This is a genomic window from Pseudoalteromonas rubra, from assembly GCF_005887095.1.
Taxonomy (GTDB): domain Bacteria; phylum Pseudomonadota; class Gammaproteobacteria; order Enterobacterales; family Alteromonadaceae; genus Pseudoalteromonas; species Pseudoalteromonas rubra_E.
In genome coordinates, this window is sequence record NZ_PNCI01000024.1 from 41,957 (window position 1) to 65,023 (window position 23,067).

Here is a 23,067-nt window from a genome sequence, read left to right on the forward strand (position 1 = left end):
AAATATAGAAATTCAGTTCAAAACGAACACAGGCTGGTCAGCCAATGTTTCGCGACTAGGCTAACGAGGCTATTCCGTTTAGATGAGCTGTTATACTGAGGTAAAATATGAAAACTCTAGCAAGTATTTTAATTAGCGCCGTTTCTCTCGGCTCAAACTTAGCCTATGCCTGGGACAGCCAGGTTACAGGGAAAGTGGGGAGCATAGAAGTGCACAGCCCTAAAAGCTCAGCAAAAAATATAACGATTAGTATCGTTGGTGAAACAAAAATGTGCACTCTTCCTACAAACAATGACACTGCATATATACAAAAGTCTTCTGCGCCTGATACCTATGAAGCAATGATAAGTGTTTTGTTAAGTGCAAAGGCAACTGGTGATAATGTGCGACTGTACATTAATCATGGCACAGAAGGTTGCCAGGTTCATCGTGTTGATTTGTTATAAATCTAACACGGTGGTTTTGAGCTGGGCACTGTTATCGGATTGGCTTGCGGTGAAACATATTAGCTGAAACAGTGCCGGGTGTTCCCTTTGTTTTAGTGATTAATATTAGGGTATCCTTCAGGCCGCAGCGTTATATTGTGTGGAGAGACTGTGCGCTATTTAATAGTTCCGTTGTTATTGTTATTAGTCAGCTGCTCTGAAAAAATTGAGCCATCTAACAACGATGAATTTGAGCAGATAGTTCGCTCTCACATGTTGCAACATGACTACGTTGGTCTGGCTATTGCGGTATTAAAAGAGGATGATCTAGTATTTAGCCGTGCATATGGTTTTGCTGATCAGGATCGCAAAGAAAAATACTCTGCCAAAAAAGTCATCTCACTCGGTTCAAATACCAAAACGCTGACTGCGTCAGCTATTCTCTTGCTTCAAGAAAGAGGCTTACTAAGTTTATCGGATCCACTTGAAAAGCACTTACCTTTTAAACTACAGCATAGTGAAAAAGTCACTCTTCAGGAAATGTTATGCCATAGCTCAGATTTATCCGATGTTTTTGGTGTAGGAAAATTTGAAAATTATGTCTGGCAAAAAGCGAAATCTCAAAAAGAGTTTATCGATAAGCTAAATTTAGCTTCGCATGAACCAATAGCGGGAGAGCGGTATAGATATAATAATACGGCATACTTTCTTTTGGGTCTGGTTGTTGAACATGTTAGCCATCAAAGTCTGGGCGATTTCTTCAGAGAGTTCATCTTTGAGAATGCGCCAGAAACAAATCTGTACTACCTGGGCGATTCTTTTTACTCTCCAGTCTTATCTCCCTCGTTCGAGAAAAATGGGTCTAAAGCCAGTTTATATGAGTCACCTGTCGAATATCGTATTGTTGGGGGCGCGGGAGCACTTGCAGGAGACTTGGTTTCGTATTTGCGCATGTTCAAAAGCTTAGTCTCAGGTGAAATATTAAGCAGCGATTCACGTGCTATGATGCGAAGCTTGTGTAGGTTTAAGGATGGTTCTAAAGTCATTAATGAGAAGAAGCAAAATCTTGGTTTAGGTATTGAAGTTTTTAAAATCAATGGTGAAACCGTGTACTCCCGAGGAGGGGCTTTGAATGGTTATGTTTCTGCTGTGTATTATTTTCCATCCAAAAAGTTAACCATTGGGGTAACTGGCAACACTTGGGCACCATTGGCTCCAATGCTGGAGAGGTTATTTGAAAGCAATTGGCAAAATGAGCTAAAAGAAAGCTTCAACCAGACAAGATAAAAAATTCTAAGATATCCAAAGTTAGCTGTGACTAGTTGGGGTAATCTAGAGAATACATATGAGTGGCTTTAGAGTTAAGAAATAAAGAACTGGTGGAGCTCTCGAAGTGAATTAGGGGGCTTAGCATGAATGCGCAGCAGGCTGTTCTAATCATATCATGTAAGGTCCTAGAATCACATATATGTTGCTGGTTATCTGTTTGGTTAGTAATGAGACAGTATTAGTGTAATCGTCGTTTTATGGATTTCATTATATTGATTTTTAATAAAAATATCCTTCATAGTAAGGTGTTAGAGTTTCTAGGAGATAAAATGAAGTCGTTTAAATCTTTATTGCTATCACTTTTGTGCTTTAGCTCATTTGCCGCTTTTGCTGGTGTTTGTGTTCCAGACCATTGCTCCAATGTTTATATTGAAAGGCTCTATGTCGAGGCATCAGGAAAAATATTTATTGGAACAAGCGGAGATGAAAAAATTCTAAACTGTAATGCTGCATCTGGTGTTTACGAGATCATTCCAGCAGGAACCCCCGGGGCTGATCTTTTGTATTCTACTTTACTTACAGCCCAAACTACAAACTCACCAATAGGGGTCTTACAGGTTGATGACAATCTGCCCGGTTGTGTGGTTCAGTATATTACTCTAGACAAGAAGTAAACTTGGGGATACATGCCAGTAAAACGCAGTCAGCAATGAGCATTTGATTTCCTTTTTATCGGGGGCGTGAGTTAACCATTTCAGTCAACAGGATGATGTATTGTTTTCCTCTGCCATTTATTTTGGTCTGCTATGATTAGCAGGCTGGGTGTGGTAATGCGCGCGATTTAACGCGTTACCAGATCTGGATTTAGGTTCAGGGTATGTGAAAAACTAGGGTAAAGGAGAGAAACATGTCATATGTAGATTGTTTTGTCGCAGCAGTACCGAATGACAATAGAGAAAAGTACATTGAGCATGCAACCGTGTCAGCGGTCGTATTTAAAGAGCATGGTGCGTTAGAAGTTGTAGAAAATTGGGGTGACGATGTACCGCAAGGAGAAGTGACTTCTCTGCCTCTGGCGGTCAAGGCGCAGGACAATGAAGTTGTGGTCTTTTCTTGGGTAGTCTGGCCGTCTAAAGAGGTACGTGACTCAGGTTGGAATGCCATTATGGAAGACCCGAGAATGTCTGAGGAAAATAATCCGATGCCATTTGATGGCAAACGTCTAATTTACGGTGGGTTTAATACGATACTTACTGCATAGTTGCCAGGCCAGGCAAACAGATCATGCAAAGTACTTACATTGTGAAACCTCTCTATTAACTAAGCTAACTGGTGGTTTCGCAGTGTAATCTTGAGTTTTGTAGTATTGCCTGACTTGAATCTGGTGGTTTGTAGCTGGGAAACTGAAACGTATGAAAAATGAATATCATGGCTCGTGTTTGTGCGGGCAGGTTACCTTCACTGTCTCCGGTTTCAGCACCAGAGTGGCGAATTGCCACTGTACTATGTGTCGTAAATTTCACGGCGCTGCTTTTGGTACTTTGGTGTCTGTGACTGATTTAAACTGGTTATCCGGAAAAGACTGCTTAAAAGAGTTCACAGCTCCTAATGGCACCACGCGTACTTTTTGTCATATCTGCGGATCCAGCCTTGGCTTTCGAAGTAAAGGCATGCCACCAGAAGACATAGAAGTCGCCATATCCACATTCGACTCAGATATTCCAGTGAAAGTGGATGCACAGATTTTTACCAGCAGCAAAGCGAATTGGTGTTCGCTACAGGCTGATATTCCAACCTTCAAAAACGCGCGAACGTAATCCAGTATGTAAATCCGGCAATGTGGCTTCAGCTGGCCGCATTCAGAAGCATTGATGTGGTTTCTTCAAAGCGCGACACCTTCTGCACTTTTAATTTATTGTGCGTCAGATACAAATAATCATTAAACAGGCGCAGTAAGCTCCAGCAGATTACGCGTTTTTCCAGTAGTGTTCGTTCTGCGGGGCACTGAGTGTAAAGCGCAATGGCGCGGGTTTGTAACGCTGAGTCAACGATGGGGCCGTTGCCGTGCCAGTTGAGCAGGGCCAGGTCGAATGCGGGGTCGCCAAAATGTGCGCGCTCCCAGTCAATGGGGATGAGCTGCTGAGCTGGCGTAACGATGAGATTGCCGGGGTGGAAGTCACCGTGATTGAGCGTAAAGGTACTGAGCTGGTCAAAACAGGGCTGGCGCGCCTGCAATACCGGATGCAGTGAGGAGTAGAGTTTGGTCAGTTTGGCATGCTCTGCGGTCCGACTACGAAAGTATCGCCAGATAGCGGTGAGGTGTTTTGCCGGGTTCAGTGTGAGGCCGGCAGGGGCACTGACTTTGCCGTGACGCGCATGAGTTATCTGGTGGACTTGTTTAAGCAGGGTGATCACCTGTTCGATATCTAATGCCGCCCAGTCACTTATGCTTTTTCCTTCAATATAGGGTCGTAATAACGTCTGCGGGCCAGTTTCACTGTGATGAAATTCAACCGGTAGCATAAAGCGAGAGAGTGTCAGCAATGAGTATACATAGGCCTCAGTTTCCAGCCCTGAATGATTGCGTCCAAGTGAGCGTTTACATACCCAAAGGCTTCCGTCACCTCTTTTCAGCAGAGTGGTGTTATGGGTCAGGCCGCCACTAAGCGGCCTGTGCTGTGTACTCTCGTCGCGCAGCTCTGGCAAAGCAATTACACTCATGCGTATATTTTGCAAATTGGCGCAGACGGTTACCGTGAATTCGGATGCGTCCACTGGTAGGGCTGCATGGGCGGATCCAGCTCGGTTTTGGCCAGGGCATTGGTAAAATTGGAGATAAGCTTGGCAGCCAGACCGGTCAATACTTCCAGCGCCTGCTGCTTGTGGTATCCGGCAGCGAGGAAAGCATTCAGTGCGTCGTCGCCAATGTGGCCCTGTTTGGCCAGCAAAGCTTTTACAAAGTCCTGTAGTGCCTGAAGCTTGCTGTCGGGCAGCGATGTGCCTTCGCGCAGTGCGGTGATCAGCGCCTCGGGCATACCGGCCGATTTCATCATCCAGGTGTGGCCCGGCACACAATAGTGGCAGTTATTTTCGTAGTTGGCGGTCATAAAGACCACTTGTTGTTCAACCGCTGACAGGCTGGTCTCTTGCATAAAAGTGCTAAAGGTGTCGTTATACGCTTTGTAGGTTACAGCCGACTCTGCCAGTACTTTGTGCAGGTTGGGCAACATACCAAAACTGGCCAGCGACTGTTCCATCAGCGGCTTTGATTTTTCTGGTGCCGTATCGGGCTCATAATAGGTAAACATGGTTTTTCTCCTGTGCAATTCGGCTTAGCGGTGCATACCGCGAATGGGATAGTTGTTATCCGGGTCGCGGATCCAGGCCAGCCCATTCACCAGAGAAGTCAGGTCCGGACGAACAAACGGGTTGTTCGAGATATCTGTCACCTGAATGTTTCCCTGTTGATTAACTACAAAGAGTCCGGGTTCCGCAAACGGATGATCGGTTTCCTGTGCGGAGCGCGGATCAGAGATAAAAAGGCCCAGCGTTTGCATTTCTTCAAGGCTCAGACCATAGCCCAGTGCAAACGATACGTTGAGCTGCTCACTGTGGCTTTGGAGTTGCGCTAGGCTATCTCCCGAGACAGCAACAATGTCTACTTTGATGTCGGCGAGCTTGTTTTTGAATTGCTCAAGCTCATTGAGATAGCGAGTACACAAAGGGCAATGGCGGCCACGGTAAATCAGCACCAACTGCCAGCGGTCGTCATCATTGGCTTGTGCCAGAGGGCGTGTACTGCCGTCGGCCAGAGTGACCTGAATATCCGGAAACGGGCTACCGGGGTGAAGTTTTTGAGTGTACTGGTACGCTTGGCTCATGGCAGTTCCTTAAAAGTAGGTATTTAAATGGGTCTCAAAGCGAGCAAGGTCGCGTTCAATGTCTGCGTTTTTCATCACATCAAAACAGCTAAACGTAGGTATAGACTGCATGCCAAAGAACTTAAAGTTCATATGGGCCGGAAATAGCAAGTCATCTACACTTTTACCTTCAAAAAACTCGTGTTCGTCGTTAAATGACTCTGCCGGGGCATTAAAGGTCACAGACAGCATATAACGCGTATCGCTGAGTGTGCCACCGCGGCCATAATTGGCTTTGGGGTTGTCTGCCGAACGGCCGTCGCCATCACACAAAGCACCACCCATACCTGCGGTGTACACTTCATCCATGTATTTTTTAAACGACCAGGGCAGGCCCATCCAGTTAATGGGGGACTGAAGCAGTACCACATCCGCCCAGCGATGCAGCTCAAGTTGTTGTTCAATATCCAGCGGCTCAGCCATAGTCACAACCCGGGTCTCAAATCCTTTGGTATTGAGATGAGACACCATTTTATCCACCAGGGTCGCGTTGAGTTTTCCCTCAGAAAACGGGTAATACTGATGAGCGTTAATGATCAGGGCTTTGTTCATGTTAATTCTCCGGTAGGCTTAATTACTAACCTGGTTTATAATAGTAACCTGTAACCTTTATTCAATTAGTTTACTTTTGGTAACCACCCTATAATTGGAGTGCAGACTGTGGAAAGTGTTGTTAAAACAGATAGTAAGGGAAGGAAAAAAGTTTTAAATGCATGCGAGGAACCTTGTGCTATCGAGAAGGGTATGCGTTTGATCGGCGGAAAGTGGACGGGATCCATTATCTATCATCTTAAAGATGAGCCGGTGCGGTTTAACGATCTGGCCAGAATGCTTGGAGGAGCCAGCAAAAAAATGATCGATCAACGTCTGAAGGAGCTGGAAGCTCAGGGCATGGTGCTGCGTACCGTTGTGAACGAACGACCCGTTGCAGTAACCTATGAGCTGACCGAGTTTGGTCGATCGGCATTGCATATTCTGGAGCAACTGCGCGTCTGGTCTGAGTCTCACCAAGTGAGCTAGTGCTAAAGTACGGGTACACACAACGGCATGTGCCTTAAAAACCGGCATGCCCAGATCCAGATCAAGTTTTGTTTATTCAATGTAAATAAATATGGAATAATTGTTTATTCCGAGTTAATCTTCTCTCGTTCACAGGAGATGAGCTAAATGTGCCTAAAATAGGGCATAGACGAGCGAAAGGAACCGGAAAAACGGTTACACACTTTTAAGCAGTTAACTTTTAATTATCATTTTAAGTTACCCTCAGCGTCAGTGGCTCTCCGCCTGTCCTGTTTATCAATCGTACTGATATTGCGGTTGATGATGTATCACTACACGAGAGAGACAAGCTATGAAATCACTTAAGCGTACCAGAGACATTACGCCTCTGCCTTCGCGCAATTTCAAAATTACCGTCGATGATCAACCTGTTGAAGCCTGTGAAGGCGAGACCGTGTTGTCTGTGTTACTCGCGGCAAACTATGCCAGAGTGATGGAAAATGATCGCAAAGTGGCCTCAGGTGCCTATTGTGGCATGGGTGTATGTCATTGTTGTCAGGTAAAAATCAATGCAAAGCATAAACAGCGGGCCTGCCAGACATTGGTAGAGCCACGCATGTCGGTCGAAACCCTGACCAATCGTTTCAAGGAAGAGGGGATCAAACATGACTAGTCAGATACATGATCAGGTTGTGATCGTGGGAGGCGGCCCTGCTGGTACTGCGGCGGCGGCGGAATTGGCACGTCATGGTTTAAAATCGGTGATCATCGATGAGGCCCCAAAACTGGGTGGGGTGATCTATCGTGGTCCGTTGCGCCAGACTGATTCTTTGCCGCACCTGGATGATAATTTAAAGCGTGCCATGACGGCACTGCAAACCCGGTATCAGGCGCACAGTGACTCAATTGAAGTTAAAACACAAACACGGGTACTGGGCCCGGAAGGGAGCAATCAGTTGTTGCTCAGCGATAATTCAGGCCTGAGTCGTCAGCCATACGCGCACCTGATCCTTGCAACGGGTTGTCATGAACGCAGTGTGCCGTTTCCCGGCTGGCAGTTACCCGGTGTTATGCTACTTGGCGGTGTGCAGTTACAGCTTAAAAGTGGCCTGGTCAGGCCGGGTCAGCGTATGGCACTGGTTGGCACAGGGCCTTTGTTGCCATTGGTTGCCTGCCAGTTACACAAAGCGGGTGTAGATGTGGTGGGTGTCTTTGAAGCCAGCCCATTTGCCAAACTGGCAAAAGAAGCCGTTGCGCTGCTTAACAAGCCCAAGTTAACGCTCTCAGGCATGAGCATGATGAGCTATCTCAAAAAGCACAAGATTCCTTTCAAATATGGCTGGGGTATCGTCAGCGCCCAGGGGGATGAGCAACTTAAGAGCATTCAGGTTGCGCCTTATGACAGCCAGTGGCGTCCTCAACGTGACCTGGCAGTTAAGGTAGAAGTGGATGCAATCGGGGTTGGCTATGGCTTTGTAGCACGCACGCAACTAGCCATGTTGCTGGGTCTGGAGCATAACTACACTAAGGTCAGTGGCTATGTACCTGCGCTTGATGAATGGCATCAGAGCCAAAACCATGCCGCGTTTGTGGTGGGCGACAGCAATGGTCTGTTGGGCGCTGATGCGGCGATTTGTGAGGGGCAGTTGGCAGCGCTGCGTCTAGCCTGGCAATGCGGAAAAATTACAGAATCTCAGTTGCTTAGTCGTGCAACCAAAGTAAAAAATAAGCTCGCCCGGATCAAAAAGTTCCGCTTTGGCTTTGATCGCTTTTCAGACAGGCAGCCCGGTTTATTGACGCTGGCAGCGCCTGAAACTGTGGTGTGTCGTTGTGAACAGGTTCGCCGTGAGCAGCTGGACGAAGCCATTGCGCAAGGCGTGAAAGACATCACCAGCCTGAAGATGCGTACCCGGATCGGCATGGGGGATTGTCAGGGGAAAACCTGCAGCTCATATGCTCTGGATTACCTGCACGAAGCGGGCCTGACGGAAAACATCGGTGTGATCAAACCGCGTTTTCCCCTTGATCCTATCCCCTTTACTTTAATGGAATGAACACAATGAAAAAATATGATGTTGTCATCGCCGGTGGCGGTGCAGTGGGTGCAGCGTGCGCATACTTTTTGAGTCGCGATACAGATTTAAAAATCGCGCTAATTGATTTGAAGAAACCTGGCAATGCGTCACGCGCGTCTGCCGGCGGGTTATGGGCTATCGGTGAATCGGTCGGTCTGGGCTGTGGTGTGATCTTTTTTAAGACCTTATCTAAGTTACACAGCGAAGCCCAGGGTAAGGAAGTGCCCGTGATGCGCCCGCACCAGTTACCAGACTGCTTTTTTGAATTTGCCTTGACCTCTAACAATATGTATCCGGCATTACATCAGGAAATGCTTGAAAAACATGGTGTGGACTTTAAATTTGAGCGCACGGGTCTGAAATTTATTATGTATAACGAAGAAGACAGGTTATACGCTGAGCAGATCACTGAGGGGATCCCACATCTGGCCGATCAGGTGCGCTGGCTGGATGCCGAAGAGCTCAAAAAGGAAGAACCCTATGTAACGGACGATGCCATTGGGGCCATTGACTTTATTTGTGACCACCAGGTGAACCCGTATCGACTGGTCGACGCCTACCTGGAAGGGGCCCGTCAGAATGGGGTGTCTTTACATCTGAACACTGAAGTAACCTCAGTGATCCGCAACGGCAATGTGGTGGAAGGGGTGAAGACCCATGACCAAGTGTTCTTCTGCGATACACTGATCAACGCGTCCGGCGCCTGGGCGAATGAACTGTATCAGCAAGCAACGGGACGCACTATGCCGGTTTATCCGGTGAAAGGACAAATAGTGCTCTCAGAGCGGATGCCGAAGATCATGAATGGCTGCATCAGCACCAGCGATTGTTACATTGCACAAAAGGACAATGGTGAGATCCTGATTGGTTCATCCACCGAAGAAAAGGGCTTTGATACCACCAACAGTCTGGACAAGATCCAGGAGCTGTCACAGGGTGCGATGAAGTGCCTGCCAATTCTCAAAGAGTCGAGCATAAAGCGTTGCTGGGCAGGTTTACGACCAGGCACGCCGGACGAGTTGCCAATTCTGGGCCCGGTTGAGGGGATCGAAGGATATCTGAATGCCTGTGGTCATTTCCGTACCGGTATTCTGACATCTGCGATTACTGGGCAGTTGATGACTGAGCTGATAACCGGCAAAACCCCTTCGCTGGATCTGACTCCGTTCAGCGTCGCGCGTTTTGACGAGGCCGAGCAAAAAGCCGGTTAATTCTGATTACGGGAAGAAACTCGAGGGGCAGGGAGGCTCCCGATTTTAACCTTAACTGTGTCAACATTCTTAATAAAAAACAAAGTGCTGAACGGCAGAAAAACTTCATAGCTTATGTCTTAACAGCTGGCTACATTCGTGGTACAGTCCACGCGCTTAGTTGTTATAATATATCATAATGAAGGACTGATAATGAAACCTTTACACTCTGCGTGTCGTTTAAGTGTACTCTCTTTGTCTCTTGCTGCGGCGTTTACTGCACATGCCGACAGTGCCATTGAAAAAATTGAAGTAAAGGGAGAGCGTCAGGCTTATCGCGGTAACTTCACTCACCTGCAATCACCAGAAGCACTGTTCGAATTTGATTCTGAACTGATTGAACAAACTGGCGTAACAGGATTAACTCAGGTGTTGGATATGTCTGCGTCGGTGAGCCGTCAGAATAGCCTGGGTGGTCTGTGGGACAGTTTTGCTATCCGTGGATTTTTTGGGGACGAAAACGTACCCAGCGGCTATCTGGTCAATGGTTTTAACGCAGGCCGCGGATTCTCTGGTCCCCGGGATGTGTCGGGCATTGAACGGGTTGAGGTGCTAAAGGGGCCAAAAGCCGCTTTGTTTGGCCGAGGAGAGCCGGGTGGTTCAATTAATCTGGTGACTAAAAAGCCGACTTTCCAGTCATCCAGTGAGTTTGAACTGACGGCGGGCAGCCGTGCGCATCGTCGTTTGGTGGGAGATATCAACACTGTAATGTCAGACTCGGTTGCGGGTCGCTTTATTGGTTTTTATCAGGAAGAAGACAGTTTTCGCGACACCATAGAAACGCAAAAGCACGGCCTGATGGCGTCATTTGTGTTTGATCAGAGTGCAGATTCAACCTGGCACTATGACTTTGAATATGCCGAGCAGGAGATCCCATTTGACCGCGGTATTCTCGCACTGAATGGTAACTTTGACTTTATGCCTATTGAGCGTTTCCTGGGGGAGCCGGGTGATGGGCCGACCACCACTATGGTCCATGGTCACCAGGTTCAATGGTTATATGACTTAAACAGCGACTGGCAACTGAGTTCGGCACTGGCTTTCAGGCAAACAGAGCTGGATAGTTTGTCTAGTGATGCCGATATTGCACCTTCGAGGCAAAAACTTTACCGTGATTTTCAGACCCTGACGCGACAGCGCAGGTTGCGTGCCTATGATACTGATCAGTACGTGGCGCGCTTTGAACTGGCGGGTGATATCACAACAGGTTCAATCAAGCATCATATTATCGTGGGCGTTGACTACGACCGGTTTGAGTATGATCGTGACTACCGAGTTGCTCGCGCCGAAGTGCTGGGTCCGGACACGACTGATGCGCAGCTGTATGCCATTAATATTCATCAGCCTGTCTATGGCCTGCATACGCCACCGACCCCAAACCCGTTTATTGAGCGCCAACAAAATCAGTGGGCAACGGGTTTGTATATCCAGGACCAGATAGCCCTGACTGACGCACTTCAGGTGCGGATTGGGGGTCGTTTTGACTGGTTAAAGCAAACCACAGACGACAAACGCAACAATATATACTTCGAACAGTCTGAACAACACTTCAGTCCGCAGTTGGGTCTCGTATATCAGTTTACTGATAGCTGGTCGCTGTACTCAACCTATGGCGAAGGCTATCGCCTGAACTTTGGTCTTGACTATAAAAATGAGAGCTTTGACCCGAACCAGAGCGAGTCAATTGAGTTCGGCAGTAAATGGTCACTGTTAGATAATAATCTGGATGTTACGCTGGCGTACTTTGACAGTGAGCAGACTAACATCATAGTTGCGGATCTCAATCACCCAGGCCATAGCGCCGCCATTGGTGAAGCTACGAGTCAAGGCATTGAACTGGATGTCGTTGGCCAGTTGCCTGCCGATATTCAGATCCAGTTCTCTTACGCGTATCTGGATGCGCAGGTAAGTAAAGACTCTGTTGATACTGGCCTGGGCGCGCCCATCAAAAAAGGCGATGACCTTCTGAATATCCCTGAGAACGCGGCCAGCATTCAGCTCAGCCAGCAATATACTTTGAATGGCAATGCGTTGTCTGCGGGGATAGGTGCGCAGTACGTCGATGAGCGATTGGGACAGCGCGGCACCGAGTTTTATCTGCCTTCATACGTCACTGTGAATTTGTTTGCCGAATACGCCATCAGCGATCGCTGGTCAGTGAAGGCACAGGTACATAACGCCTTTGACCGTAAACACTTTACCAACTCATATTCTCAGATTTGGGTGCAGCCAGGCGAGCCGCGCAAGGTCTTATTGTCGACTTCTTATCAGTTCTAACTTTTGCCCTTCGACTTGTTAGAAGTGTTTAATGTGCCCTTGCGCTCCCTGCCTGGGCACATTTTTTTATCTGCATTTTCGCAAGCGTAAGCAGTAAGCGCATATTACGCTGATGAACAAAACCCGGCATATCCGCCGGGTTTTCTATATTTAAAGCTGATGGGCTTTGGCTGCTGGTTTGTATGACGTGAAGATCTGTTTAAGATCCTCCAGCATCACGTACAGGCAAGGTACCATAAGCAGCGTTACCGCGGTTGCAAACACCACCGAGAAGCTCAGTGAAATGGCCGTTGGTATCACAAACTGCGCCTGCAGACTCGATTCAAACATAATGGGTACCAGCCCCAAAAACGTGGTCAGCGAGGTAAGCAAGATGGCTCTGAAGCGTGCAATACCTGCCTCTACTACCGCAGCTTTCATATCTTGCCCGGCAGTCCTTTGACGATTGATCACATCAGTCATGACGAGCGAGTCGTTGATCACAACCCCCGCTGCGGCAACAATCCCAAAGACTGACATCATGCTCAGACTGTATCCCAGCAGGTAATGTCCCCACAGGGCCCCGACCACAGAAAACGGGATCACGGACATCACAATCAGCGGCTGCAGATAGCTCTTCATCGGCAGTGCCAGTAAGCAATAAACCACCAGCAAGCCAATGATGCCAAACTTCATCACCTGGCTTTGCTCTTGTTTTTGTGCTTCCAGCGCTACGCCCGGTTGAGTGGTGAGTCCCTGATAAGTGCTTGTCAGCTCGGGCAGGAGCTGAGAGTCGATGTGATCGGCCACGTGTGAAACGGCGGTGTATTGGGCGTCAACATTGGCACTGATGGTTGCGACCTGGTGGCCCTGCTCCCGATGGATACTCGAAAAGCCCGGTACTGCAACGGTTTGCGCAACATCACCAAAAAACACCTGTTCACCATTTGGCAGAGTGATCAATGTGTGCGGCAGCGCGCTCAGCTGCTGGCGGTCTGAGAGGGTGCCACGGACCTTGAACACCACTTCCTGACCTTCGCGCATAATACGCTGTATTTCCAGACCATAGAAGCGGGCACCAACCTGGCGAGTCACTTCCTTTGCACTAAGCTTGAGCTGATGGGCCAGTGGTTTAAGTTGGATCTGGTACTCAGTCTGGGCGTTATCCAGTGTAGAGTAGACACTGTGTACGCCACGAATTGTGTTGAGCTGATTAATGAAGTCCCGGCTTGCCCGTGACAGTGTTTCTGCGTCTTTGGCGAACAGGCGGTACTCAAGATCGCTCTTTTCGGCGATGTCGATGACATCTGATTCAATGGTGAGCTTTTTAACGCCAGGTATATCGGGCAGCTGTTCACGCCAGCGCCTTGCCAGCTCGAAGGTGTCGAAGGGGCGTTGTGCTTCTGGTACCAAAGGGACAACCACTTCCGCCTCAGTGAGGTGGTCGATGCGGGTATACATCACATCCATCATGGGTTTACCGGTTTCGGTCTGGATTGCATGCTCAACCCGATTGATCAGATTCTCTATTTGTTCGACGGCGTTGAGTGTCTGTGCTTCAGAGACCGTATGGTGCATTTGAATATTGATTGACGGGTAGTCATGCGGCACTTTGGGCACAGGGGTAAAGCGTAATAAGCCACTTATAACCAGGCAGAGGGCCAGTACCAGCAGGCAAATAAATCCGGCGATGACTGCATAACGATAGTGAATACAGCGATTTAGCAACGGTGCATAATAGCTGTGTAGCAGATATTGAAGGCGGGCATTGAAACGATTACGCCAGTGATCCTTCGGCTTAGGTGGTAACCGGGTTGCGGCTAAGTGTACCGGTAAAATCAGCTTTGATTCAATCAGGCTGAAAAACAAACATAATATACACACCCCGGCGATGGCGATAAATTGCCCTGAGTTGGGTCCGCTGCTGAACATAAAGGGCATAAACACGGCAATGGTGGTCAGAACACCAAAGGTGGCTGGCATCGCGACTTTTTGTGCTCCCCGGATCACCTGAGCGGGTGTGTGCCCATTGGACTCAACCTGCTCACAGACGCTTTCGCCAATCACGATGGCATCATCTACCACAATCCCGAGCACCATAATAAAGGCAAATAATGACACCAGGTTCATGGTAATGCCAAACAGTGGCATTAACCAAAAAGCGCCGAGCATAGAAACCGGCAAACCGACCATCACCCAGACCGCCAGGCGGGTGCGCAGAAACACGGCCAGCACAATAAACACCAAAATGGCACCCTGGGCGAGGTTTTCCAGCATCATATTGAGGCGCCCCTGCAAATAATGGGTAACGTCAACAAACTCGTGGATATGAATATGCTCGGGCAACGCCCGGCGCTTGTATTCGATATAGGCTTTTACCTGTGCAACCACTGCGGTCAGTGATTGCTCTTTGGCTGCCAGCACCATGATATAAACCGCCTGTTCACCGTTGAAGCGGCCTGCATCCAGGGTCTCGCGAAAACCATCCTTGATGGTGGCAATATCTCGGAGCAGCACAGTTTCACCCAAAGGTCCGGTAATGACTGGTGTATTGGCAAGGGCGCTGCCCTGATAGCCTCGCTGCTCAAGTCTGAGATAGATGTTACCACGGGCGGTTTTAATCCGGCCTGCGGAGAGGTTATCTGCGTGGGTCTGGATTGCATTTACGACGTCTGACAGGCTCAGTTTGTACTCCTGCAAGCGAATGGGAGAAAGCTCGATGGCAACTTCGTAGTCGGGAATGGCAGACAGGTCAACATGAGAGATCCCATCGAGTTGCAGCAACTCATCTTTTAATTCGTTGCCCAGTTTTTTCAGCGCCAGCGGGTTGTCCGGGCCTGACAATACAACACTGAGGGCACGCTGGCGCTGTGCTCGCTCGGTAATACGCAGTGGCTCCATGGTTGCTGGGAAAGTCGCGATGGCATCCAGCTTCATTTTAATTTCATCCAGCCGGTAAGGCAGATCCTGATCGTGCTCCAGCTCAATATCGACTAATCCGCGTGATGGCGTAGCCTGGCTGGTCAGGCGTTTGATACCCACTTGTGGTTTTAATGCCTGTTCAATCTTAAGCAGGATGTTTTCTTCGATTTCTCTGGCAGATGCGCCAAGCTGGGTGGCCGTCACTATTATTCTGTTATTGTCAGAAATAGGGAAGGTTTGTCGCTGGATCCCCTGATAGCTGAGCAACCCCATACAGACGATAAATAGCATCAGCAGGTTAGCAGCAACCGGATGATGGACAAAATAACCGATGAGTCCATGTCGCTGCGTCATTGCTTTTCTCCTTTGGCTGCCAGCTGAGTGTGAGCCAACTTGTTGCGTACCTGCATGCCCGTTTGAGGGTAATCAGGCAAGTGCGTGACAACCTGATGGTCTGACAGCGGCGGGGCGCTGAGCACAACATAATTGTGTTCCCGGCGGAGTATGTTGGCAGAGTACTGCACCAGTCTTTGCTGTGGACTCGTCAACCAGAGTGTGTCGTTCTTAATCCACTCTTGTGGCACTCTCAGCACATTCTTAAGGGTGATCCCCGCAACCTGTGCCTGCAAAAACTGGCCAAAATAGACAGCAGGCATTGAGCTATGCAGTGCGTACGGATCGTCTATCCGGATCACATAGTAGGCCATTCTGGTCGTGTCACTGAGCTGACCGGTATGCCGGACAAGTGTGCCTGTACGGTGTACATTCTCGGCTGTGATCTGCACGTTTGGTGCCGGTAACACTGGCAGAAAAGGCCGCTCAAACTGGGCAACAGGCACATGGAGTTCTGCGTAGCTCAGGTTAACCAGTCGGCCAAGCGCCTGACCCGCAGAGATAACCTGGCCCAGGCCAGTATCTCGTTGTATTACCAGTGAATCGTAAGGCGCATAATACTGAGTACGGGCCAGATCTTTTTCAGCCTGCGCCAATTGTGCTTCGGCGGCCTTAAGTTGTGCTCTGGCACTGGCGACCTGCGGTTTGCGCAGTGCCAGTTCTGTGACATGGGGGCTGTGTGCCCATTCTTTTTTGGCCACATCCGCGAGGGCGATTTGCTCAGATAAATGTGCCTGAGCCAGCGCCAGTTCGGCCTGCTTGTTCAGCAACTGAGTTTGATAATCAAAGGGGTCCAGTCTGGCCAGTATATCGCCTTTGTTAATAATGCCACCTTCGATAAATGCTTCGTTGAGCCAGGCAATTTTACCTGGCAGCTCGAAAGCGACCTCTGTTTGCTCAGCGGGTTTTAAAATCCCAGACAGCGACAGTGTTGTTTGATGATCTATTGCTAACAGTGGAGTGCTTGATACCAGCGGAAGTTGCACATCCTGTGGTTGAGTGTCCTTTGCCGGACTTGCCAGAGTCAGCAAGGCTGCACATGCGGAACCACCCGCAATCAGTACCGCTATAAGGGCCGCATAACGCCGTTTAAGTTGATGAAAAGAAGACTTATTTTTATTTGTATCCATAATAAATTCTCGGGGTGTCACTTTCCTGTAATGGTAAATTATTTGTTTCAGTAATTTTTAAGTGGCTAAGTTAATTAAAATTTAATGAATAAATGGGTTTACACATAAATAACCTGTGGGTTATGTTATAACATAAAATCGGAACAGTACAGCAGTGACTTACTTATGACTATCGCGAATCAGGTAGGGATCCACGCCTCGCAAATTGTGGACGTTTATGAACAAATTCATGCCATGGAGGGGTTGACCATCAACGACGAGTCAATGGCAATCTTCGATCGGTTTTTAGGATTACTGTCCAATGAACATGGCAGTGAGTTTGCCGAGCAGGTACTTGCTCAGACAAACATTAAGGCTATCAAACCCCAGATACAGCACTTATTTAGTCTGGCATCCAGCATGTATGAGCGGCACTGGGCACAGCGTATTGTGACTAGCACAGCGCCGCAACAGGTGTTGCGAGAAGAGTACCCTTACTTCAAACACTATCGACGTGCTACAGGTCTGGAAATTAATGCCATACACTCATTGGCCGATGAACCGGCAAAGCGGGTCTTGATGGTTGGTTCTGGTGCTTTGCCTCTGACTTCACTGGCATTACATGATGCCGGGTTAGAGGTTGATAACCTCGATATTCAGTACGACGACCTGATACTTGGCAAGCAGGTGTGTGGCGCGCTATCTCCTGGTAATCAGATGGATTTTATTCACAATGATATCTGTGAACAGGCCGATCTGGATCGGTATGATGTGATCTGGCTTGCCGCTTTGGTCGGAGATGAGCAGCTGAAAGACAAAATCATTGCGCACTTGTACCAGCAAATGCGCCCGGGTGCTCAGCTGGTCGTTCGCACTGCATTTAATCTGCGCACTTTGCTGTATCCGAGTATCGATGAGGCTGGTCTGACACCGTTTCAACTGAAACTGAAGATCCAGACTTACGCCGATAACTTCCATTCTATTTTGATTGCGCAAAAACCGGTTTAGCGGCTATGTCGATGTTTACGTCTTATCTGAAGCTCAGTGTTGAGTACCGCTGCATGCTCGTAGCGGCATTCGTATTTAATCTGGGCTTTTACATGCTGATCCCGTTTTTGGCGGGTTACCTTAAGCAAGACTTGCTGCTGAGCGCCACCCTGGTTGGACTGGTTTTGGGTGTGCGCTCTTTTTGCCAGCAAGGTCTGTTTCTGGTCGGTGGATTATTGGCCGATCTGTTTGGGGTTAAAAAGCCCATCGTTGCAGGCTGTTTGCTGAGAGCTTTGGGCTTTTGTCTGTTTTTGTTTTCACAGGTGACAGAGTTACTGTTTTTAGCTGCCTTTTTGACTGGCTTTGCAGGGGCACTATTTACACCCGCGGCACAGTCTTATTTTTCCAAACAAACTGAGCTCAGCAGTGCCCAGATGTTCGCCCTGGTCGGGGTTGCGAGAAATGGGGGGGAACTATTGGGGCCCGTATGTGGGCTTATGCTACTGACCGTGAGCTTTGATGTGTTGTGTGTGGTATCGGCGCTACCTTTTGCGCTCTTTGCTGTGCTCTTTGCAGTGTTATTGCCGGGTAAGCAGGCGCAAACGAGCAGCAATGTAAAATCAGCATCAGGGGGGGGTGGTATATCGGCAATGATTGCGGGTGTACTGGGAAATCGGAAGTTCTTGTTATTCTCCATCATCATGTCCGGATACTTTATGCTGATCAATCAGATCTCTTTTGCTATTCCGCTACATCTGGTGACGCAGTCAGGAGAGCCCAAAGAGGTGGCCTGGGTGCTGACTTTGTGCGCACTTATCGCCATTGTTTTGCAATTTCCAGTAACACGCCTGTGTGAGCGCTGGCTGTCACCCGAAAAGTGGATCAGCATAGGGATTGCCCTGATGGGACTGTCATTTGCGACTCTGGTACCAAACTGGGCATATCAGTCGGGTGTTTTGTATTACCTGCCCATGAGCTTGCTGGCCATACTATTTACGCTCGGTACCATGGTGAGCTTTCCGTTTATCATGAGCCAGATTTCTGTACTGGCTGAGGGGAAATCCGTTGCAACGCATTACGGGTTTTTCTATTTGTTTGCCGGTGTCGGCTTAATTGCAGGGAGCGCCCTGGTGGGGGTTGCATTTGACTATACGGCACTCAATGACAATCTCGCCTGGTATTGCCTGATAGCCATCGGTGTCTTAACCGCAGTGCTGAACACTGTGTTTATGGCAGCGCCCGGTACCAATTCTCAAATTCAAACAACCAGTCCATCTACACCAAAGTAAGGATTAACCATGATTCAACTAACCCAAGCGCAGCAACGTGCTTATATGTCAGACTACCTCGAAAATGGCTGGCGTGAAGAGCGTATGTCTTTTAGCTCTGTCTCCCTGGAGCCCGGCTATATTGACGGTCGCATTAATGTTGAGCATTTTCAAATGCCCGGAGATGGCCGTTTTCATTTTAGCGCTCAAAGCGCCATGATCTGGATTTCCCAGCTGGGGATTATTTACGGATGCTGGGATAACCAGTTGACCGAAAAGGTAGGGGAAGTCTACCTCAGAGACTTAGACATTAAGTTTAAACGAACTATCAATACGACTGAAGAAGTCCGCTTTGAAGGGTTCTTCCCTAAGCATTGTAAAAAGCGATTGTCCGATAACCTGGTCTATTATAAGAATGGCCAGATCCACGTCGAAGGCGGCGCTTTCACAGGCACAGCGAGCTTTCTGGTACCAACTGGTTAATGGGGCTGGTAAATAAAAACTGTTCCTATTTAGTGTTTTGATGTTATGTTATAACTAAACGTGGCGTTGATTGCGTCTATTCGAACCGTTCATGCTCAACCAGGCTGACACACTAGCTGGTCCGGGCGTGCGCGGTTTTTATCGTATCAGGGAGTATTCTTAGTGTTAGAAGCCATACAGTTAAACAAGTCCTTTGCGGATAAGCAGGTGATCACCGATCTGAGCTTTAAAGTGGCACAGGGTGAGATCATGTGTCTGCTGGGTGCCAATGGTGCAGGAAAAAGTACCACACTCAATATTTTTCTTAATTTCCTTCAGCCTGACAGCGGTCAGGCACTGATCGACGGTATCGATGTGCACCAAAGCGCCAGCAGTAAAGACAAGTTGGTGTACTTACCTGAGCAGGTAAACCTGTATCAGGAGTTTAATGCCATTGATAACCTCAAGTACCTTGCCAGTCTGTCTGGATTGACGATCAGTGACGCACAGATCCACGCAGCGCTGGACGAAACCGGCCTGGAACCAAATGCCCGCAAACAATCATTAAAAAATTATTCGAAAGGCATGCGACAAAAGGTCGGTATCGCATTTGCGATTATGCGTCAGGCTAAAGTTCTGTTGCTGGATGAACCAACCTCTGGCCTGGATCCGAGTGCAACGCTGGAATTCATCGGCATTATTGAGCGGCTCGCAAAAAAAGGAGCGGCTATTTTGATGGTCACGCACGACTTTTATTGTGCCCACACGCTGGCAGATAAAATCGGCATTATGGATAAGGGTCAGCTACTGACACTGCTGGATAACAATCAATTGCCTCTGAGCAGCTTAGAAACCACTTACCATGAACTCATTTCAGGGAAAGCCGCCATGCGAGCTGCCAGCTAAGGCTGACTTGTTGATGTAGAAACAGGAATTGTCTGACACATGAATAATAAAATAATGCAGATCTGTCGCCATGAACTGGCCAGTAAGCGCAAAAGCCCGAGCCTGTGGTTGCTCTTTTTTATGACTCAGCTATTGCTGGCGGTCGCCTTGTTTACAGGGTGGCAGCAGTACCAGCAAAGTGTCCATACCCAAACCAAAGCGCAGGAAATTGTCGAGCAGCAGTGGAATGCACAACCCGACAGACACCCGCACCGGGTCGCGCATTTTGGCCACTTTGCATTTCGCCCGCCCAGTGCGCTGAGCTTTTTTGATCTGGGTGTAAACGCCTGGGTCGGCGACAGTATCTTTTTGGAAGCACACAAACAAAATAGTGCTAACTTTGCAAACGATCAGGACGGCGGAACTCTGCTGCGCTTTTCCGAGCTCAGTAGTGCCAATATATTGCTGATCATCTGGCCGTTGCTGATCATTGCACTGGGCTTTGCCAGTGTCAGTGGCGAGCAAAAAAGTGGCACATTACGACAGCTGATGTCGATGGGCGTGTCATTCCGCGCGCTGGTGACAGGAAAAAGTCTCAGTTACTTGTTCTTATCTGTGATCTTTATCTTACCCGTGTTTGTGTTAGCACTGGGCCTGGCGGCCAGCGCTGGCGCGCAATTCTCTGCCGAAGCACCGTTAAGGTTGTTGCTGTTGTTGGGGGCTTATCTGCTTTACTGCCTGTTCTGGATTGCCGTGACTTTGCTGGTGTCGAGTCTGGTAAAAGCCCCCAAACAGGCACTTGTATTGCTAACCTCGGTGTGGTTTATCCTGACTATTCTGATGCCGCGCATGCTGGCGGAATTTGCCCATCACCAATACCCCCACCAAAAGCGTAATGACTTTGAACTGGCGGTCAAGCTGGATAACCGCAAAGTGGGCGACAGTCACAACCCGAACGATCCGTACTTTAGTAAATTTCGCGAAGAAACGCTGAAAAAATATGGTGTGTCTTCGGTCGAAGAGCTGCCTGTTAACTACAAAGGGCTGGTGATGCAAGAAGGTGAGAAACTCAACGCCGAAATCTACAAAAAGCACTATCAACAGCAGGTTGCTCAGTTTGATGCACAGCGACAGTTTGTCAGCCAGTTTTACTGGATTAACCCTTATCTGTTTGTGCGTGACTTTTCCATGGCACTGACGCGCACCGATACCCGTCACTTCCTGGACTTTGAACAACAGGCAGAGGCACACAGATACGCGCGTATTCAAAAGCTTAATCAGTTGCACACCAATGAGATCCATCATCACAACGACAGAGCACAACGCGTTGATAAGTCCTACTGGCAGGAGTTTGATGCGTTTCACTACACCATGCCCACGCTGAGCTGGTCACTGAGCGCTTTTTCTCTGGCCTGGGCTTTACCGCTGCTGGCGGTGATAGCGCTGTATATTTTCCTGAACTCAAATGGGATGCAGAGGAGGATTTATGCTGCTGTTTAAACTTGAATGCAAGCGCCTGTTTGCCGGCACTATTAACAAGCTGGTTCTGGTGTTATTTATCGTATCGGGTGTATTTGCCATTTATCAGGGCGCGCTTGGTTACAAGTCGGTGCGTATCGACCAGTATAAATCTATGGTGGTATTTCAGAAGGAGCGGGAGCATGTGAACAGCCGAGAAACTCTGCCGGCTGCGGGCTCTTTGGCATATTACGCCAGTGCACCAACAGAGTGGAAGCTGAGTCCCTGGGCTGCGCTGTTTGTGGGGGAAACACCGTCCTCTATGGTGGCGTCTAAAGTGCGTGCCACGGCACTGCAAAGTCAGATCTTCAATCGCGAAATTGTCAACCCGGCTCAGCAACGGGCTGGCGGATTGGATCTTGGCTTTGTATTGGTTTATTTTCTGCCATTGGTGATTGGAATCCTGACGGTTACTCTGATCTCAGACGAGCAGCACGCTGGCCGCTGGCGATTGCTTAATGCGTTGCCCAATAGCGCCTTCAGGTTGCTTGGCAAACAGATCGCGCTTAGGTTTGTGGTGATCTGGTTGCTGGTGGTTACCTTGCTGGTCAGTGCCGCCATGATACTGTCTTTGCCTTTTGATGCTGTATTCTGGATTGTACTGGGGGCAACCAGCCTGTATATGGTGTTCTGGTTTGCGCTGGCCACACTGATCATGAGCTTTGGCAAAAACAGCGTGGTCAATAGCCTGGCCTATCTAAGCAGCTGGGTCGTTCTGGCACTGCTGGTGCCGGGAGCCGTGCACTTATACTTGTCTGCACAATACCAAAGTGATGCGCCCCTTGAGATAACACTGCAACAACGTATGACGCTCAATGATGGCTGGGACAAAGACAAACAAGCCACGCTCAATGAGTTTCTGACGCACGAACCCGCCTGGCAGGATACGACTCCGTTGGGTGAAGCATTTGACTGGAAATGGTACTACGCACAGCAGCACATGAGTGACCTTGCGGTACAGGCCATTGTTGAGGAGAACATAAGAAACAATCAGGCACGTCAGGCGCGACTGCAATCACTCAGCGTACTGTCTCCGGCACTGTTTTTCCAGCTCACCCTGAACGAACTTGCCAATACCAGTAGTGGTTATCAACTGCAATATCGACAGCAAGTGGCTGAATATCATCAGACCATTCGCCATTTCTTCTATGATTTCCTGTTTTTCGATCAGCCGGTGACACGTCAGGATGTGGAAGACTTTCCGCTGTTTAAAGCACAACCCATGAAGACACAAAATGGCCTGTGGAAATTGCTGGTCAGTGCTGTATTTGTGTTGGTCATTGCTGCACTGGCGATTGTCAGGATCCGACAAGTAAGGCCACTGTAACT

At 48.6% G+C, this 23,067-nt stretch carries 22 protein-coding genes; 16 read left to right on the top strand and 6 right to left on the bottom strand.

Annotated features, from left to right (window positions below):
* The first annotated feature begins 107 nt into the window (after positions 1-107).
* The 5 genes from CWB99_RS11360 to CWB99_RS11380 all read left to right on the top strand — a co-directional run bounded on the left by CWB99_RS11360 (position 108) and on the right by CWB99_RS11380 (position 3,511).
* Positions 108-446: a hypothetical protein gene (locus CWB99_RS11360; RefSeq protein ID WP_138552373.1), complete on the top strand. Its 339-nt coding sequence runs from the start codon at positions 108-110 to the stop codon at positions 444-446.
* A 150-nt stretch (positions 447-596) separates the two neighbouring features.
* Complete coding sequence (locus CWB99_RS11365) at positions 597-1,712, top strand: serine hydrolase domain-containing protein (protein ID WP_138552374.1); 1,116 nt, start codon at positions 597-599, stop codon at positions 1,710-1,712.
* Between the two features lie 311 nt (positions 1,713-2,023).
* The gene (locus CWB99_RS11370) at positions 2,024-2,368 is read left to right on the top strand and encodes a hypothetical protein (protein ID WP_138552375.1); all 345 of its coding nucleotides are present in this window, start codon (positions 2,024-2,026) and stop codon (positions 2,366-2,368) included.
* Between the two features lie 233 nt (positions 2,369-2,601).
* Complete coding sequence (locus tag CWB99_RS11375) at positions 2,602-2,955, top strand: DUF1428 domain-containing protein (RefSeq protein WP_138552376.1); 354 nt, start codon at positions 2,602-2,604, stop codon at positions 2,953-2,955.
* 151 nt (positions 2,956-3,106) lie between these two features.
* Positions 3,107-3,511 carry a GFA family protein gene (locus tag CWB99_RS11380; protein ID WP_171045321.1) on the top strand — a complete coding sequence of 135 codons (405 nt, stop codon included), beginning with the start codon at positions 3,107-3,109 and terminating at the stop codon, positions 3,509-3,511.
* 28 nt (positions 3,512-3,539) lie between these two features.
* On the opposite strand, the gene CWB99_RS11385 is transcribed toward CWB99_RS11380, so the two are convergent.
* Genes CWB99_RS11385 through CWB99_RS11400 form a run of 4 tightly spaced genes read right to left on the bottom strand, consistent with a single transcriptional unit; the run spans position 3,540 to position 6,166 of the window.
* Positions 3,540-4,415 carry a phosphotransferase family protein gene (locus CWB99_RS11385; protein ID WP_138552377.1) on the bottom strand — a complete coding sequence of 292 codons (876 nt, stop codon included), beginning with the start codon at positions 4,413-4,415 and terminating at the stop codon, positions 3,540-3,542.
* Between the two features lie 29 nt (positions 4,416-4,444).
* Positions 4,445-5,002, bottom strand: coding sequence for a carboxymuconolactone decarboxylase family protein (locus CWB99_RS11390; protein WP_138552378.1), 558 nt, complete (start codon positions 5,000-5,002; stop codon positions 4,445-4,447).
* A 24-nt stretch (positions 5,003-5,026) separates the two neighbouring features.
* The gene (locus CWB99_RS11395) at positions 5,027-5,575 is read right to left on the bottom strand and encodes a redoxin domain-containing protein (protein ID WP_138552379.1); all 549 of its coding nucleotides are present in this window, start codon (positions 5,573-5,575) and stop codon (positions 5,027-5,029) included.
* 9 nt (positions 5,576-5,584) lie between these two features.
* Positions 5,585-6,166, bottom strand: coding sequence for an NAD(P)H-dependent oxidoreductase (locus CWB99_RS11400; protein WP_138552380.1), 582 nt, complete (start codon positions 6,164-6,166; stop codon positions 5,585-5,587).
* 108 nt (positions 6,167-6,274) lie between these two features.
* Here CWB99_RS11400 and CWB99_RS11405 point away from each other — a divergent pair, with 108 nt between their 5' ends.
* The 5 genes from CWB99_RS11405 (at position 6,275) to CWB99_RS11425 (ending at position 12,215) form a co-directional block, all read left to right on the top strand.
* Positions 6,275-6,634 carry a winged helix-turn-helix transcriptional regulator gene (locus CWB99_RS11405; protein WP_138544303.1) on the top strand — a complete coding sequence of 120 codons (360 nt, stop codon included), beginning with the start codon at positions 6,275-6,277 and terminating at the stop codon, positions 6,632-6,634.
* 331 nt (positions 6,635-6,965) lie between these two features.
* The gene (locus CWB99_RS11410) at positions 6,966-7,286 is read left to right on the top strand and encodes a 2Fe-2S iron-sulfur cluster-binding protein (protein ID WP_054015748.1); all 321 of its coding nucleotides are present in this window, start codon (positions 6,966-6,968) and stop codon (positions 7,284-7,286) included.
* Positions 7,279-8,667: an NAD(P)/FAD-dependent oxidoreductase gene (locus CWB99_RS11415; protein WP_138552381.1), complete on the top strand. Its 1,389-nt coding sequence runs from the start codon at positions 7,279-7,281 to the stop codon at positions 8,665-8,667. Before CWB99_RS11410 ends, CWB99_RS11415 begins: the two co-directional genes overlap by 8 nt.
* 5 nt (positions 8,668-8,672) lie before the next feature.
* Positions 8,673-9,899 carry an NAD(P)/FAD-dependent oxidoreductase gene (locus CWB99_RS11420; protein WP_283235370.1) on the top strand — a complete coding sequence of 409 codons (1,227 nt, stop codon included), beginning with the start codon at positions 8,673-8,675 and terminating at the stop codon, positions 9,897-9,899.
* Between the two features lie 192 nt (positions 9,900-10,091).
* Positions 10,092-12,215 (top strand): TonB-dependent siderophore receptor, encoded by a 2,124-nt coding sequence (locus CWB99_RS11425; protein ID WP_138552383.1) that lies wholly within the window; start codon positions 10,092-10,094, stop codon positions 12,213-12,215.
* Positions 12,216-12,365: 150 nt separating this feature from the next.
* Here the strand turns inward: CWB99_RS11425 and CWB99_RS11430 are convergent, their stop codons facing one another.
* Both CWB99_RS11430 and CWB99_RS11435 read right to left on the bottom strand, forming a co-directional pair.
* Entirely contained in the window at positions 12,366-15,470 is a 3,105-nt protein-coding gene (locus tag CWB99_RS11430) for an efflux RND transporter permease subunit (protein WP_138552384.1), read from the bottom strand.
* Positions 15,467-16,639 (bottom strand): efflux RND transporter periplasmic adaptor subunit, encoded by a 1,173-nt coding sequence (locus CWB99_RS11435; protein ID WP_138552385.1) that lies wholly within the window; start codon positions 16,637-16,639, stop codon positions 15,467-15,469. The genes CWB99_RS11430 and CWB99_RS11435 overlap by 4 nt, the downstream gene beginning before the upstream one ends.
* Positions 16,640-16,804: 165 nt before the next feature.
* Here CWB99_RS11435 and CWB99_RS11440 point away from each other — a divergent pair, with 165 nt between their 5' ends.
* The 6 genes from CWB99_RS11440 (at position 16,805) to CWB99_RS11465 (ending at position 23,065) form a co-directional block, all read left to right on the top strand.
* On the top strand, positions 16,805-17,626 hold the full coding sequence (locus tag CWB99_RS11440) for a nicotianamine synthase family protein (RefSeq protein ID WP_138552386.1): 822 nt from the start codon (positions 16,805-16,807) through the stop codon (positions 17,624-17,626).
* Positions 17,627-17,631: 5 nt separating this feature from the next.
* Positions 17,632-18,894, top strand: coding sequence for an MFS transporter (locus CWB99_RS11445; protein WP_249331847.1), 1,263 nt, complete (start codon positions 17,632-17,634; stop codon positions 18,892-18,894).
* 9 nt (positions 18,895-18,903) lie between these two features.
* Entirely contained in the window at positions 18,904-19,356 is a 453-nt protein-coding gene (locus CWB99_RS11450) for a hypothetical protein (RefSeq protein ID WP_054015755.1), read from the top strand.
* A gap of 162 nt (positions 19,357-19,518) precedes the next feature.
* Positions 19,519-20,241, top strand: coding sequence for an ABC transporter ATP-binding protein (locus CWB99_RS11455; RefSeq protein WP_138552387.1), 723 nt, complete (start codon positions 19,519-19,521; stop codon positions 20,239-20,241).
* 39 nt (positions 20,242-20,280) lie between these two features.
* A complete protein-coding gene (locus CWB99_RS11460) occupies positions 20,281-21,720 on the top strand; it encodes an ABC transporter permease (protein WP_138552388.1) in 1,440 nt (479 codons plus the stop codon).
* Positions 21,707-23,065 (top strand): DUF3526 domain-containing protein, encoded by a 1,359-nt coding sequence (locus tag CWB99_RS11465; protein WP_138552389.1) that lies wholly within the window; start codon positions 21,707-21,709, stop codon positions 23,063-23,065. The genes CWB99_RS11460 and CWB99_RS11465 overlap by 14 nt, the downstream gene beginning before the upstream one ends.
* The last annotated feature ends 2 nt before the right edge of the window (positions 23,066-23,067 follow it).